Consider the following 15065-nt stretch of genomic DNA (forward strand, 5'->3'; position numbering starts at 1 on the left):
GCGCTATCACGCTACTTGCTCATGTTTAGCGGGTCAACACGTCATGTTCACTTTTGTGCAAGCACAAAGTGAAATGACCTTTTGACCCTTGCATCTTACATCTTATAGTATACACGGACCGTTTCCAATTTCAACCACATAAAAATCAGCTTTGTATCCAATCTTCTCTTCGTATACTCTTCCAACGTTCTCGATAAATGCATCTACCGCGTCTTCTTTCACTATACTAACTGTACATCCACCAAAACCAGCACCTGTCATTCTTGAACCGATTACGCCTTCTTGTTCCCACGATGTTTCAACAAGGGTATCTAATTCAATACCAGTAACTTCATAATCATCTCTAAGAGATACATGAGAATCATTCATTAATTTTCCAAAGGTCGTCAAATCATTCTCTTTTAAAGCCTGTACTGCTTTGATCGTTCTTTGGTTTTCATAAACCGCATGTTTTGCTCGTTTTCTTCTTACATCATCTTTGATGGCATCTTTGTATTGTTCAAATTGTTCTTCTGTTAAGTCTCCCAACGTTTGTATTGCAACAACTTTCTTTAATTCTTCACAAGCTGTTTCACATTCTGTTCTTCTTTCGTTGTATTTTGAATCTCCAAGACCACGTTTCTTATTACTGCAGGCAATAACAATCTTAGAACCCGTTAATTGTATTGGTGCATATTCATATTGAAGATTGCTCGTATCTAGGAAAATCGCATGATCTTTTTTTCCCATTGCAATTGCGAACTGATCCATGATCCCACAGTTAACACCAATGAACTTGTTCTCAGCGAATTGGCTGATCAAAGCTAGATCTACAAAAGAGGTGTTAAATCCAAATGTTTGTGAAAGTATGTAACCCGTTACAACTTCAATACTTGCTGATGATGATAATCCTGAACTATTTGGAATATTGCCAAAATATAAGATATCAAGACCAGCGTCAATCTTCATCCCTTTTTGTTCAAATGCCCAAACAACACCTTTCGGATAGTTTGCCCAGTCATCTTCCTTAGCATAGTTTAAATCATCTAAAGATACACTGATGATCCCCAGTTTATCAAAGTTTACAGAATACAGACGAAGATTACGACTGGTATTCTTTCTTGCAATTGCATAAGTACCAATTGTTAAGGCACATGGGAATACATGACCTCCATTGTAATCCGTATGTTCTCCAATCAAGTTTACTCTACCTGGTGCGAAATATGGTGTAACCTGACCCCCTGGCCCAAATACAGCCGTGAATTTTGCTAATAAATCTTCTTTGATCTTTTGCATCACGAATCTCCTTTCTTAATTAAAATCCAAATGGTATGTTATAAATCAGATTTTGTGTTTTAGAACAATTTTTCTGTTGTTAATTGTATTTTACACCCTTCCTGCTCTGATGTAAATACATTTCTATGTTTTATTTGTAGATTTTCATGATGATATCTTGTTCATAATCACCAAATCCATTACCAAATAGATTCATTCCTCCTTTATGTTTTGTCTCCTCTTTTACACCAAACCGTACTGCAATATATTCTCTTGCTGTAAGTCCAAACTCCCCAATCCGTTTAGAAGAAATCTTCTCTCCATCTAATGATACGCCTTCCGACGTAATCTCCCATGTCTTCAACATACCATACTGGGTATTCTTATCTGGCCACCATTCTGGATTTAATCGTCCACGTCTGCCGCCAAAATCACTAGGGCATTCCCAAGTTGCGGCTTCAATGCCATTAATCCATAATGTGATATCTGAAGGATAATCCATGTTAAAATCATGATCTTCTGAACACAATTCTGCCGAAATTTCAATTCGTTTTGGTTCTTTGGACTTAATACTATTATTAGGGAAGCGGTACTCCACATACCCGTCACCAAGCCAGAGTAATTTGGCATGAACACGATCTGGATTATAGAAACATCTTGGTTCATCTTCCTCGTCAATTGGTCCTTCTAAACTTACCAAACCACAGGTAGGTGTCACACGATAATCTACATAATTACCGATTGGCATATGAATAATCTCCACCTGTTCTTCTTTTCCTTCTTCATTCCCCAAATTAACATATACTTCTCCTACCTGTAGAGAACACAATTTCATTGATCCACGAATACCAGGTAGCAACGTCGTTCGTATGATTCCTGCCTCTTCTAAAACACGGATATGAGAAGCTGCTGAAGAAGGTGCTAATTTTAATGTTTCTGCAATTTCATTAATGTTATACTCTTGTTTTTGAAGCAAGCGAATGATATCTAATCGAACTTCTGATGACAACGCCTTACCAACAAGTGTTACTTGTTTTGCATCTGCCAAATTCAGTTTCCTTGTTTTTTGCACGATCCTTACCTCCATGATACGTTAGTGGCAATGGTTCTATCAACCTAAGCCAAACTTTGATTTACAACAAAAATCTTGTTGCAAACAGTATACCATAGAACACACTTTTCTGACAATAGAAGAGTTCTTCTTTTCTTTGCCTAATATTCGTTCCTATGGTATAATAATGTCGTATCAAATAAAACGATGTGACAATCTGTCTACATCAATGAACATAACAATGACTTTATAAAGGAGGATGCGTATGGATCTTACAGCCTTATCTCCAAGTTTAAGCCAAACCAATCTAATGACACAGGTAAGCGCTTCTATTCTTAAGATGTCAATGGATACTGTTGAGCAGTCCATGGAAGGCATGACAAAGATGATGGAAGCTTCCGTAAACCCTAATTTGGGTGGAAATATTGATATTTCCATCTAGATTATAGTTAATTGCGTTAGAAAAAGAGTCAACACATCTTGTGGACCTCCTTGTTGGATAACTCCCCTACAAGGAGGATTCACTTATGTATTGGCTCTTTTTTTGTTTTATTGATAGTCTATCAGATCATTCAGACAAATTTCATGATAACGATACAAGTAGACCTCGCACATATACATATATTTCAAACTTTGCACTTGAGTGTGTCGAACGAGTATGTGATTGTTATGAGAAAACACGTTCTCGCCCTTGAGAATAAATTATTTATCCTGTCCATAGTACGCATTGGCACCATGTTTTCTTAAGAAATGTTTATCCATCAGTGCTTGTGGGATTGGTTTTACATTTGGATTGATGCTCTCGGTATAATGCGCCATCTTTGCTACTTCCTCCAATACAACTGCGTTATAAACTGCTTGTGCCGCATCTTTTCCCCATGTAAATGGCCCATGATTGGTACATAAAACACCCGGTACATACATTGGATTTCGATTCGCAAATGCTTCAATAATCACTTTTCCTGTATTTTTTTCATATGCTTCATCAATTTCTTCTTGTGTCAGACTTCTCGCACAAGGAATATCTCCATAGAAATAATCTGCATGCGTTGTTCCATAACTTGGAATACTTCTTCCTGCCTGTGCCCAAACCGTAGCCCATGAAGAATGGGTATGTACCACACCACCAATCTCAGGAAATGCTTTATATAATTCCAGATGTGTTGCGGTATCTGTTGAAGGATTGTATCTTCCCTCTACACGGTTTCCTTCCATGTCAATTACAACCATATCTTCTGGTTTTAATTCTTCATAATTTACTCCACTTGGTTTGATTACAAATAATCCTTTTTCACGATCAATTCCACTAACATTTCCCCATGTATAGGTTACGAGATTTCTTTTTGGTAATTCCATATTTGCTTTGTATACCTGTTCTTTTAATTGTTCTAACATATCTTTCTCCCTTTCATGATTCCTTTATTTCACAAGTTTTCTTTGTTTCCTTTGTCTCTTACATCTTTGTTGCTCTTACATCTTTGTTATTCTTATATCTTTGTCGCCCTTATATTTTCGTTGCTCTTATATTTTCGTTGCTTCTTGTATTTTGGTACCTGTCAATGCAATAACAGCAAACGTCTTAACGCTTGATACAAGACTGCCGAATGATCAATTCTGGTTCAATCAGCCGCTCCACCTTACTATCTTCATCCCCAATGCCTGCCATTTTTTCCAATAGCAGTTTAGCTGCTAGTTCGCCAAATCGCTCTTTTGGATGGGCGATGGTCGTCAATGGAACTGGTGAGCTCTCCGCCAAAACTGAATTGTCATATCCAGTTATGGAGACTTCCTGTGGTACCTGTATTCCCAACCGTTTCAAATACAACATCAGTTTACAAGCAATCTGATCATTATAACAAAGAATTGCATCAAAATGGATATTCATTCGAAGCATCTGTTTGATTCCCAGTAGTGGTTTCGTTTCTTTGTCCTCCGTCTGAAACCAGATGACCCGATCCGGATCGTAGGCAATTCCAGCTTCCTGCAAAGCTTTCACATACCCCTTATGTCTTGCTTTTCCCTGGTAATCATCTACTTTGAAGATACCCACAATTTCTTTATGTCCCAGGTCTATGAGATATTTGGCTAACAAATACCCTCCTTTTACATCATCCATTAGTACATGTGGTTTATTCATAAACTGTGGATAAATTCCCTGTACAAATACATAGGGGATCTCTAAATCATCTAACATGCGATACAGATTATAATGCTTGCAATATACTTCACTTCTGCTTGGTTCAATAATTAATCCATCCACATTCTTCGTAAGGATATCTTCCAAACATTTTGCCTCCATCTTTTGCAGATTGCCCGTATTTTTCAAAATAATACTATACCCTTCTTTTGTTAGAACAGAATCAATTCCCTGTATCAACCTTGGAAATATGTAATCATTAATATAAGTGGTAATTACCGCTATATTGTTGGTTTTGGTATTTTGTTTGATTCGTCCCATACAAAAGGTTCCACGTCCATGCTCTGCAACGACAAATCCTTCATTCTCCAGTATGGACAATGCTTTTCGAACGGTATGCCTGCTTACATGATACGTTTCCGATAGTTGATTTTCCGAAGCGATTCGATCACCCGGCTTAATATTTCCACTTAAGATGTTCTTCTTAAGGTCTTCCATTAAGCTGTAATATTTTGCTCTCCCTTTTTCATCTGTCAAGCCATTTCCTCCGTTCTTTCGTATTCTAGTATCATTTTACAACTTGTACGTACATATTTACAAGTTGTATTTGTTGCATTATACCTTATGTGCGAGTGCGCATCCCCCGGAGGGTTTGTTTAATAGGAAAGCGAAAGACTTCCCAATTAAATAAAAAATCACCAGTAAACTAGTAATCAATCCACTTGACCATAGCTTGCTGATGATTTTTTTATTGTCCATACATATTTCGTAACATTTCTTACAGAGAAAGTGATATCTTATCCAACCAAGTCTGTAAATCTTTGTATACTTTCTGACGATCCAGTTCATTTAGAATTTCATGCCGATCATTTGGATACAGATGCATTGCTATATTTTGAATACCAGCTTTTCTATATTTGTGGTAGGCTTGTTTTACGCCCTTTCCATAATTACCAACCGGGTCATCTTCTCCTGAAACCAATAACATTGGTAATTCCTTTGGCATCTTATCCAAATTCTTTTTCTTCTGAATATAGGTTATTGTATCCAATATCATCTTATATCCATTAAGCGTAAATGTAAAACTGCATCCCGGTTCATTACAATACCAACTTACGATTTTTTCATCTTTTGTAAGCCAATGTTTGCCATGTTTGTCATCACTAAAACGATGATTATACGCACCAAACATAATATTCTCAATCAAATCACTTTTATGTTTATCACCAAAGATCATTTTTTGAAGATTTATAACTCCTTTTCCTGCTATCAGTGCTGCTGCAGGCTGGCTACCAGTTCCCATAATAATGGCACCATCTAGATCATTGCCATAGGTGATTAGATATCTACGTGCAACAAAAGATCCCATACTATGTCCTAATAAAATCTGTTTCGCGTTCGGATACATCTTCTTACTGTAGCAGTGGATTTTATGAACATCATCTACTACCACGCGACTTGCATCTTTTTTAACAAAGTACCCCCATTCAGAGGTATCTTTTACAGATTTACCATGGCCTAAATGATCATGCCCGATAACTACATACCCATTCTCTACAAGAGAGGTTGCAAATGAATCATATCGTTCCATGAATTCCACCATACCATGTGAAATCTGCAATACAGCCTTTATACTCGAATCATCCTTCGGTTTCCATAGAATCACATGTAGATCATGAATTCCATCTGTGGAAGGAACCTTGCTATATTTCTTTTCCATTTCTGACAATTTTATTCCCAGCCTTCCATTATTGTTCTAAATAGTATATGTTATTTACATGATACCCCATTATTCTTAACAAATCCATGTTTTACAATACAAAATATAAAGTAGCTTGTATGAGGAGATTCCATCATGTAACAGAGCATTATTTGTTTGATTGTTTTATAATAGCATTTACATTTTTTTCATTATAGAAGAATAATACAACGCCTCCCATGATACAGAATGCCGCTGCGATTCCTGCTGCAATACGATAGCCTGTTCCTGAAGTTCCAACAGTAGCAATCGCCGTGAAAATCAACATAGCAAGGCTTTGTCCCATCTTGAATGCAAATGTTCTGGCTGCATAGAACATTCCCTCTCGATTTTCTCCCGTTGTTACTGCATCACTCTCTGAGATATCAGCCAACATTGCCTGTGGAAGGATTCCGAAGATTGCCATAGGCATTGCTGCGATCACTACCAAGATATATCCTTGTACAGTCGTATTGATTCCAAGATTTTCTCCAAAAAATGCAGTATACAGATAAGCCAAACTGAACATACCAAATGCAATTAACACAAGCTTCTTCTTCCCAATCTTCTTTGCTACTATATTAATTGGTGCATAGAATACTAAAGAAAGCGCTGTCATTGCCACAAAGTAAACCGTCGACATGTTCTCTGGTAGTTTAAGTAATGAGGTAACGAAAAATGGTAATCCTGTTTGGAACATCGTAAGTGCAATAAAATACAGGATATCAGAGCCAACAAAGATTCGGAAGCTCTTATTACGAAATGTCTTTACTAATGAAGAAAATGCTGTTCCTTCAACAGGTTTTGCCTCAACATAGTCTTTCTCTTTGATTGCAAATACAGGAATAAACAAAGCGATTAGGGCAATTACTGCGAAGATAACAAAGGTAAGGCGCATCGCAGGGATTCGCCCCATACTTCCCTCTAAACTTCCCCATACAACTGGTGCAGCATAAGCAACTGCGGTACCTACGATAAACGTCAAAGAAATCGTTGTTGAGATATTGATTCTCTCCTCTTGGCTATGTCCAAGTTCTGGCAATAAAGCGGTATATGGTGTGCAATATGTAGTTAATGCCAAATAATAAACCATTACAAAAACAAATACCCAAGCTGCATTTAACCAACTATTTTCATTAATTGGTGCACAGAACACCAATATCGTTGATACTGCTAATGGTATCGCAGCGAATTTTAGAAAAGGGATTCGGCGTCCATTCTTTGACTTACAGCGATCGGATAAAGATGCGATCCATGGATCTGTCACTGCATCAAACACTCTCCCTAGTGCTGTAATTCCACCAAGTATGGTAAATATTCCAATGATCACTCGCCCTTGTGGAATGAATACCGTATGTCCTGCTTTCTGTGCAACGGCATCTGGTTGATAGAAGTATACTAACCAGTTTGAAATCAAACCAGATAATAATGCCCAACCAAATTGACCGATTGCAAATAAAATCATTTTGCTTGTTGATAATTTTTTCATACTAATCACCCTGTCCTTTCCATATCAAACGACTATGCGTAAGGCACTAATCGCCGTGTAAAAGAATTTCTTTCACACGAACTCGCCTCCTTTATTTTTTCATTGCCAGTTCAACAACTTTGTACGCCCCATTATAGATACCTAACTTGTTGTTCTGTACAATATGATCACACATATCTTCTAATATCGTTCCATCTTCTAAGAACAGTTGTAGCATCTGAAGAATATGTGGTATATCCTCGCATTCCAATGTTCCATCTCCAATCTCAGCAGAATGAATTGCGCCCCACATCTCATGTCCTCCAACACGTTTGATGAATAGTTTCGGTACTGGATAAAAGGCTAATTCACTTGGTTTTGTAACCAACACATCGGTCCCCCTCATAAGGAGATTTGTAATGTACACCGCTTCAAATATATTGGAATGATAGAATCCATGGATTCCTTTCACCTCTCCATCAATGGCATGTTGGGCAAAATTACAAGATTCTTTCCATTGATCAAAATGTTCTGTTGCTGTGCGAAGTTCTGGAATTTCTTTCACCAATTCATCCCATACATTCTTGTAATCCCCTACATTTACAAACAGAGCTGCACGATTATTCTTCACATATGGTAACAATTTTCTAATAATCGCTGCAAAGATTTCTTTCTGTGCCCCTGCCCCACCAATTGTCAATAAGAAACGCATTGGTTTTTTCTCTTTGATCCTATTTTTACGATTCATGCAATCAAGATCAATATTGGAAACTAATTCATGGTCAATATAATGACCTGTATAGACAAGATCTTTCCGCTTCATTGGATGAAGTACTTTCTTGCCTGCCATTCCATTTAAGGTACGATACCCTTGGTATGCAAAATGTGTTTGAATAGTATGAATACTGCCTTCCGCTAAATGCAAAGCCATTGGCCAGTTATCTGGAATTGCATTTACGACAGTTTTCATTCCTGCATGAAGTGCGGCTTGAGCTGGCCATACATGCGTCGCAATCACAGGGATTTCTTTTGGTATCTCCCCAAAAGTAGGAGCCATCAATTCTGCATTTTTCTGATCTGCCGCATTATATGACAATTTTCTAAATCCTTCAGAATTCATTGGTTCCCAGACAAAGTGGTTGAATAATTTGCTCTTTTGTGACAGACGAGAACCCATTGAGTACAGATTATTTTGATAATTGATTACCTTTCCGCAAGTAGTTTGTTGATAGGAATTCAAGTCCATCCAATATGGTGTATATCCCATTGCATGTGCAGCGGATGCAATTGCCATGGAGATTCGATAATGTCCAAATCCCATACGAATATTACCTACGATTACACCTTTTTCTGTATCAAATGCACTTGTCTTCTTTCCCTCTTGAATGGACAGATTATACACGCCAAGTGAATCACCAATACAAGGATTCTTCTCAATTACCATTGGATAGATTTTATTCTGATCATCTCCAAATTTGCGAATGAATTTCTTCTTTTGCTTTTCTGCTTTCTTTACTACTTTCTTTGACATTGTATTGCCAAAGATCATCTCTGAACGATTCATATATGCTCCCTTCTGCATTCTGTCTCTCCTGCTGCTTCCTTTTTCTTACCAAACATCTACTCATCTACACGAACTTTTCGATCGTATTGTATAATTTATTAACTTGCTACACCATATTACAATGCTTTACTTGATATCAGATAGATTCTGCTTGAAAAATCCCCCATTACTCTGGTTTCTTCATTATAACCGGTGCTAACGAATTGTTGTTTAAGCTTAATTCCTGCTAATTCTAATAAATCGCCATATACATCATAAGATTCCGATTCACTTTCCAATGTATACACCTGATTTACGATTGTTTGAAGAATTCCTTCCTCCTTAATTGGTACAGGGGAAGCTTGGTTTACGAGATCACCAAATTGCTTTATGGAAATCGCTTGTTTTCTTGCTTCAACATGATACAACTGTTCTGGATCAAGTCCGATTACTTTTAAAATGTCCGATGATGTATTGGGTTTCTGTAATTGCTGATAGCACATCGCAATTGCTTGTTGTTTATCCTCTGAAACAACTTGCCAAATTATATTGCCATTGTGCATACGTGACTTTGTAAAAGAGCCAAACTGGAATAATGCTCGATATTTTTTATAAAAGGCAATCTGTTCTTTCACAATCTTCTTACTTGACATACTTAACTTCGTAAGATCAAGTTCATACCCCAGTACGCCAAAACATGCAACATTGAAACGACTTTCTATCGAAATACTTCGTAAGGTCTGGTGATTTGGTACAGCACTTACATGCGCACCCATTGTTGATAATGGATAGCCACAGGAAGTTCCTTCCTGTATGGCAACACGTTCATTGGCATCCGTATCATCAGATGTCCAAATCTGTGGCATGTAATAGAGCATTCCTAAATCAAACCGATTTCCACCTGCGGAACAACTTTCAAATAAGATATCTGGAAATTCTTCTGTAATCTGTTTCATCATCTCATAAACACCTAATATATAGCGATGATAAAACTCTCCTTGCCTTTCTCCTAGTGAAGCAGAATAGGCATCGGATAAATGTCGATTCATATCCCATTTCACATATTGTACATTGCCATTTCTTAATATCTCTGTGATTCGACCTACAACTTCAGCTCTTACTTCTTGTCTAGTAAGGTCTAGTACGTACTGATTTCTTCCCACATAACAATCTCGATTAGGTATTCGTACTGCCCAGTCTGGGTGTTCTCTATATAATTCACTGTTCTCACTAATCATCTCTGGTTCCATCCAGATTCCAAACTGCAAACCTAAATCATGAATCTTGTTTGATAGTTGTCGAAGTGAACCACCTAGTTTCTTCTCGTTTACGAACCAGTCTCCTAGTGAACTGCTATCATCTTCTCTTTTTCCAAACCAACCATCATCAAGAACAAACAGTTCGATTCCTAGATTCGCTGCTTCTTTTGCAAGCTTTAATAATTTCCGCTCTGTAAAATCAAAATACGTTGCTTCCCAGTTGTTAATTAATACAGGACGTTCTCTCTTCTGCCATTGTTTCGGAATTATATGTTGATTTACAAATGTACCAAACTGTGCTGTTACACCATGTCTTCCCTTGCTGGAATACGTTAAAACGGCCTCTGGAGTATAGAATGTTTCCTCTGGTTTTATAAACCACTCAAAACGATGTGGATGAATTCCTGTTAGTATACGAATTTTTCCATAAGGTGTAACCTCCACAGCCTCATAATGATTACCAGAATATAAAAGATTCACTCCAATACAAGCACCTGTCATCTCCGTACATTCTCTCTTCTCCACAAGGATCAGAGGATTGTGACGATTAGAACTAGAACCTGTTGTTGATTCATTCACATAAACCCCTGATTCTAGATGTTTTCTTGTAGCATGACGTTCTCTCGTCCAACTACCATCAAAGGTTTCCATATCATAATCCGCTTCTGGAAGATCCAGCTGCAAACTCATCATACGCTCTACTCGAACAACCGAATCGGTGTTATTTTTTAGAATGGTTCTTCTTGTTATCACATCACAGGAAGGAAAAACCGTATAGACTAAAATCAAATCCATCTTTTCTTTTTGGTCATGAAGCACGATTTCCAAAGTGGTGGCATCTTCTCCATATCTTGCATATGGTAGTTTCGTTTCTTCATTTTCGCGAAATGTACCTTCATAGATTTCATGAGATTGATAATAGAAACGATTGGAGTAACTATAATCAGGCATACGAATTTCAAATGGTGAATGACGGTAATCTCCATTACCACCAAAAGAATATTCCAAACATAGATTATCTAGTGTCAACATCGCATCATCAGGAGTTCCTACACTATTCCCATATCCTGTACCGAATCTTTCCTGTAGTGCCTCATAATTCTCTGTTACTTTAATCTTGTTCCCATAATACAAATTCTCTATGTACTTGTTATTACGAATGCCAATCAAATAAGATGTATTATTCGTTGCTAAATGGAATACTTGTTGTGCAAAATGAATCATATGCCCTCCTTTTTCGATTATGACAAAACTCTTTTCGTTTATTTAGTTTTATTATATCATACATTATGTATATGTCAAGAAAAATAGTCCCTGTATATTTTGTACATTATGCACAAGCATCAGCGACTATTTTCCATATATATAAATTTTATTTTATAAGATTTTACTACTTTTCATTATTTTTCTCATTATAACTTTCTTTCCGTATACGTCACACATAGAAATTATACACAATTCAGATGATTGCCATAACCTTGCGGGAAATTGCCCAACAAATCCGCACTTGTTTTTTTTATGTGTTAATTGGCAATCCCTTCGAATATGATCGAGATCAATTCATTCATAGCAACATCATACGTTATTCCATTCTTAATCAGCATATTGCCATCAATTAATTTTTCAAATATATCTGTTAGTAATATACGTAATAACGTAAGGTTTTTTTTCTTAATCACACCCTCTTCCATCCCCTTATTCAGAAGATCCAGTGCAGGTTCCCAATCACTTTCCAATTCAGTTTCAATCTTTTGATATAGATCCATATATCCCTTCTTTAATTCCGTAACACGACGATAATCTATATTTTCAGAAAATTGAGGTATGATCGTAAACATCTTCTTTAGTTTTTCTAAAGTAGTTAATCTCTTATTTTCCAATACAGCTCTCTGCTGCTCTTTAATATCCGCAAATGTTTGGTCGATCACTAATTCAATCACAGCATGCTTTGATGGAACATTCTCATAAAGCGTACGCTTACTTATACCCAACCTTGCTGCCAATGAATCCATCGTGAATTTTGTTCCATAATCCCTTAACTCTTCCATGGCTCCGTAAAATATTCTGTCGAGCAAATCCATGCCAATCCCTCCTAAGTGATATATACAAAACTTCTATATTTTTATAAGTTTTACATTAACATAAAATCCAATGAATAGCAAGTTCTATAAAAAGAGACCTGTTGGTTGGTGTGAAACAGGATTTAGAGAATAGCAAACTCACCGCAGAAAAACTCCCTTTCTTCTCTTACTTTCTTAAGAGAAGATGGGAGTTTTTTACGCGATTAATAAATTCGTCTAGAAAACAATCATTAGACCCTAAATATCTATTTTCATACTATTGCCACTTGCGAACACCTTCTATGTGAAGAAAACGTGCACGTTCATAGACGTAAGTATCTAAAGGACGCATATACGCATCAATCGTATGTGCTGCCAAATATATGCGTCCACCTTCTATAGCAACAATTACAGGGCTATGGTAATACTCCTGACTATTTCCCAACTGTACAATATCCCCTGGTTGAATATGCTCCTGATCCGTCTCAACCGCATATGGTCCAACTGATTTATTCTTTACTAAGAAGTTATAGAGATACTGTACTCCTGTCCAACTTGGAGTACGGTCTCGAATGCTGTTATAATACCAACCCATAGTAGGTGTGTAATTCATAACATTACTTCCTGCATAGATACACTGGGAGGCAAAGTTCGTACAGTCTCCTCCTAAATGTTCAAAATCAAAATAATGAGGATTTCTACTTAAAGCCCAACGTTTTGCATAAAGTAATGTTGCTTCCCGATGATAGCCAATTTCTTTTAACATATAAAAAACTCTTTTCTTTTTATTATATTAAAAAACCTATTTTTATTGCCTATCAATTATATATTTTATGTAATTCTTTTTCCTTTTTCTACACTACCTTTTTGTTACTTCGTACGATCAATCTTGAAATTATTTTCGTAGTAATAGTTGCCTTCGGTTCCATCTGCGTTTACTTCCTGCAAAAAGATGCAAATATCGTTGTATTCCTCATATTCACCAAATGCATATTCGAAGAATTCCCAGTTCAAATCAATTGGTTTTTCAACATCTACAACATGAAAATATGAATCATATCTATTCTCCCAGGATTCAACCAGCTTTTTATTGGTTCGATCTAACGCAATACCTTCGTATGCCCAGTTTGGTTGTGGATCTTCTGAAACAAAATACTCATTAACAGAAACGAGACTAGCATACTCATAAGACATTCCTTTTTCCCTATTTACAATTTCAAAAGAAGACTCTTTTAGTTTGGATAATGGAATTACGGTATCATCTCCTGCATTGATGATCGTACCATCATTCAATTTGATCGCTACCATGTTCTTCGTGGAGCCTTTACTCTTAATATAAATATCCACTTTAACTGTAGCACTCTTGTATTTCTTACTGCTGGCTGCCTTAATGGTAATGGTTGCTTCTCCAGCATTTTTTAATGTAACTTTTCCTTTCTTCGACACCGTTACAACATTACGGTCACTTGACTTGTACGTTAATGTTGTCTTTGCTTTTGCATTTAAGTTAAATGACTTATCCCCAATCGTCTTAACGTAATAGTTTTCTTCCACACTTATTGTCTGCTTCTTCTTTGATGCTGCGGATGCCTTGGTTCCAGTAATTCCAAAAACTCCTCCAATGACTAATACCATAACCAATAGACATGATACTACTTTTTTGTTCCAAATTTTTTTCATGTAAACGACTCCTTTTCCCTATATTATTACAATAATTAACATGCAATTACTGTATGTATTATATTATATATGGTACTTTTGTCCCATTCAAGTATATTTTACATTTTTTATGATATTTTTCTATTTTTTGTCGTTTGAGTCGAATTCTTCTCGTCCTCCGTCCTCAAACATCATCCCTCAAACATCTATAAAAATCCCGTAAGCACAATGCTTACGGGATCATCTTTAGGGATTTTATATATGTATTTAACTGTTATTTATTTCTATTATTCCTCTTTTATGTTGGCTCACACGTTATAACGTGGTATAATGTATTTAGAAAGGAGGTGGAAAGAATGTTAGATGATACAACAAAGATACTTACTATTATCTAGTTAGGTTCAGATAGCGTCGAAACTGATTGACCCACATAACAAAGATAAAAGTAAGTATCCAAAAGGGGAATGAAAATTCCCCTACCTTAAAAAGGTATCTTTATTATATCATAGCATTCGTAACTATGAAAGATTTTAGTAATAATCTTACAACTCTACTAATCGTGTTTATTGTTCTTAAGCTAGTTAACTTTTCAAACCTTGGTATTTTAGATATTATTTTACTAGCTTTGCTTGCTATTGATGTAATACTAACTATTTATAGGAGTGTACGAAAATGAATCTAAAACAAGTAAGAAAAGAAAAAAATCTAACCCTTAAAGCTCTTTCAGAATTAAGTGATGTACCTCAACGCACTATTGAGGATATTGAACGAAAAAATGAATGCAAGGTTTCTACAGCTATTAAGCTTACAGATGCCTTAGGCGTTACATTAGATCAATTATGTAGGTAAAAAACAATCCCCAGGTACAAAAACTGGGGACTTGTTTTATTATACCT

Annotated in this window: 13 protein-coding genes; 2 read left to right on the top strand and 11 right to left on the bottom strand. The window is 36.4% G+C overall.

Annotation, left to right across the window (positions count from 1 at the left end):
• Positions 1–102: 102 nt before the first annotated feature.
• Together HBB17_RS17865 and HBB17_RS17870 are read right to left on the bottom strand one after the other, a co-directional pair.
• Positions 103–1266: a galactokinase gene (locus tag HBB17_RS17865; protein WP_167958900.1), complete on the bottom strand. Its 1164-nt coding sequence runs from the start codon at positions 1264–1266 to the stop codon at positions 103–105.
• Positions 1267–1405: 139 nt separating this feature from the next.
• Positions 1406–2326 carry an ArsR/SmtB family transcription factor gene (locus HBB17_RS17870; protein ID WP_238483794.1) on the bottom strand — a complete coding sequence of 307 codons (921 nt, stop codon included), beginning with the start codon at positions 2324–2326 and terminating at the stop codon, positions 1406–1408.
• 244 nt (positions 2327–2570) lie between these two features.
• Here HBB17_RS17870 and HBB17_RS17875 point away from each other — a divergent pair, with 244 nt between their 5' ends.
• Entirely contained in the window at positions 2571–2747 is a 177-nt protein-coding gene (locus tag HBB17_RS17875; RefSeq protein ID WP_167958860.1) for a YjfB family protein, read from the top strand.
• A 260-nt stretch (positions 2748–3007) separates the two neighbouring features.
• On the opposite strand, the gene araD is transcribed toward HBB17_RS17875, so the two are convergent.
• The 9 genes from araD to HBB17_RS17920 all read right to left on the bottom strand — a co-directional run bounded on the left by araD (position 3008) and on the right by HBB17_RS17920 (position 14190).
• Complete coding sequence (gene araD / locus HBB17_RS17880) at positions 3008–3700, bottom strand: L-ribulose-5-phosphate 4-epimerase (RefSeq protein ID WP_167958861.1); 693 nt, start codon at positions 3698–3700, stop codon at positions 3008–3010.
• A gap of 184 nt (positions 3701–3884) precedes the next feature.
• Entirely contained in the window at positions 3885–4979 is a 1095-nt protein-coding gene (locus HBB17_RS17885) for a GntR family transcriptional regulator (RefSeq protein ID WP_167958862.1), read from the bottom strand.
• 241 nt (positions 4980–5220) lie between these two features.
• A complete protein-coding gene (locus HBB17_RS17890) occupies positions 5221–6162 on the bottom strand; it encodes an alpha/beta hydrolase (RefSeq protein ID WP_167958863.1) in 942 nt (313 codons plus the stop codon).
• Positions 6163–6310: 148 nt separating this feature from the next.
• The gene (locus tag HBB17_RS17895) at positions 6311–7669 is read right to left on the bottom strand and encodes an MFS transporter (RefSeq protein WP_167958864.1); all 1359 of its coding nucleotides are present in this window, start codon (positions 7667–7669) and stop codon (positions 6311–6313) included.
• 91 nt (positions 7670–7760) lie between these two features.
• Positions 7761–9230: a DUF6937 domain-containing protein gene (locus HBB17_RS17900; protein ID WP_238483795.1), complete on the bottom strand. Its 1470-nt coding sequence runs from the start codon at positions 9228–9230 to the stop codon at positions 7761–7763.
• 98 nt (positions 9231–9328) lie between these two features.
• On the bottom strand, positions 9329–11674 hold the full coding sequence (locus HBB17_RS17905) for an alpha-galactosidase (protein ID WP_167958865.1): 2346 nt from the start codon (positions 11672–11674) through the stop codon (positions 9329–9331).
• A gap of 299 nt (positions 11675–11973) precedes the next feature.
• Entirely contained in the window at positions 11974–12531 is a 558-nt protein-coding gene (locus tag HBB17_RS17910) for a TetR/AcrR family transcriptional regulator (RefSeq protein ID WP_167958866.1), read from the bottom strand.
• Positions 12532–12787: 256 nt separating this feature from the next.
• A complete protein-coding gene (locus HBB17_RS17915; RefSeq protein ID WP_167958867.1) occupies positions 12788–13276 on the bottom strand; it encodes an amidase domain-containing protein in 489 nt (162 codons plus the stop codon).
• A 104-nt stretch (positions 13277–13380) separates the two neighbouring features.
• Positions 13381–14190, bottom strand: a complete 810-nt coding sequence (locus HBB17_RS17920; protein ID WP_167958868.1) for a hypothetical protein — start codon at positions 14188–14190, stop codon at positions 13381–13383.
• A 651-nt stretch (positions 14191–14841) separates the two neighbouring features.
• On the opposite strand from HBB17_RS17920, the gene HBB17_RS17925 reads away from it, so the two are divergent.
• Entirely contained in the window at positions 14842–15018 is a 177-nt protein-coding gene (locus HBB17_RS17925) for a helix-turn-helix domain-containing protein (RefSeq protein ID WP_167958869.1), read from the top strand.
• Positions 15019–15065: the final 47 nt, after the last annotated feature.

This window comes from Anaerosporobacter faecicola (assembly GCF_012070565.1).
Lineage (GTDB): Bacteria > Bacillota > Clostridia > Lachnospirales > Lachnospiraceae > Anaerosporobacter > Anaerosporobacter faecicola.

What these genes read in the sequence shown, in the direction of transcription:
- HBB17_RS17920 (WP_167958868.1), bottom strand. Translation starts at nt 14,190, where the DNA reads ATGAAAAAAATTTGGAACAAAAAAGTAGTATCATGTCTATTGGTTATG.
- HBB17_RS17925 (WP_167958869.1), top strand. Translation starts at nt 14,842, where the DNA reads ATGAATCTAAAACAAGTAAGAAAAGAAAAAAATCTAACCCTTAAAGCT.
- HBB17_RS17910 (WP_167958866.1), bottom strand. Translation starts at nt 12,531, where the DNA reads ATGGATTTGCTCGACAGAATATTTTACGGAGCCATGGAAGAGTTAAGG.
- HBB17_RS17890 (WP_167958863.1), bottom strand. Translation starts at nt 6,162, where the DNA reads ATGGAAAAGAAATATAGCAAGGTTCCTTCCACAGATGGAATTCATGAT.
- HBB17_RS17895 (WP_167958864.1), bottom strand. Translation starts at nt 7,669, where the DNA reads ATGAAAAAATTATCAACAAGCAAAATGATTTTATTTGCAATCGGTCAA.
- araD (WP_167958861.1), bottom strand. Translation starts at nt 3,700, where the DNA reads ATGTTAGAACAATTAAAAGAACAGGTATACAAAGCAAATATGGAATTA.
- HBB17_RS17875 (WP_167958860.1), top strand. Translation starts at nt 2,571, where the DNA reads ATGGATCTTACAGCCTTATCTCCAAGTTTAAGCCAAACCAATCTAATG.
- HBB17_RS17905 (WP_167958865.1), bottom strand. Translation starts at nt 11,674, where the DNA reads ATGATTCATTTTGCACAACAAGTATTCCATTTAGCAACGAATAATACA.
- HBB17_RS17915 (WP_167958867.1), bottom strand. Translation starts at nt 13,276, where the DNA reads ATGTTAAAAGAAATTGGCTATCATCGGGAAGCAACATTACTTTATGCA.
- HBB17_RS17900 (WP_238483795.1), bottom strand. Translation starts at nt 9,230, where the DNA reads ATGCAGAAGGGAGCATATATGAATCGTTCAGAGATGATCTTTGGCAAT.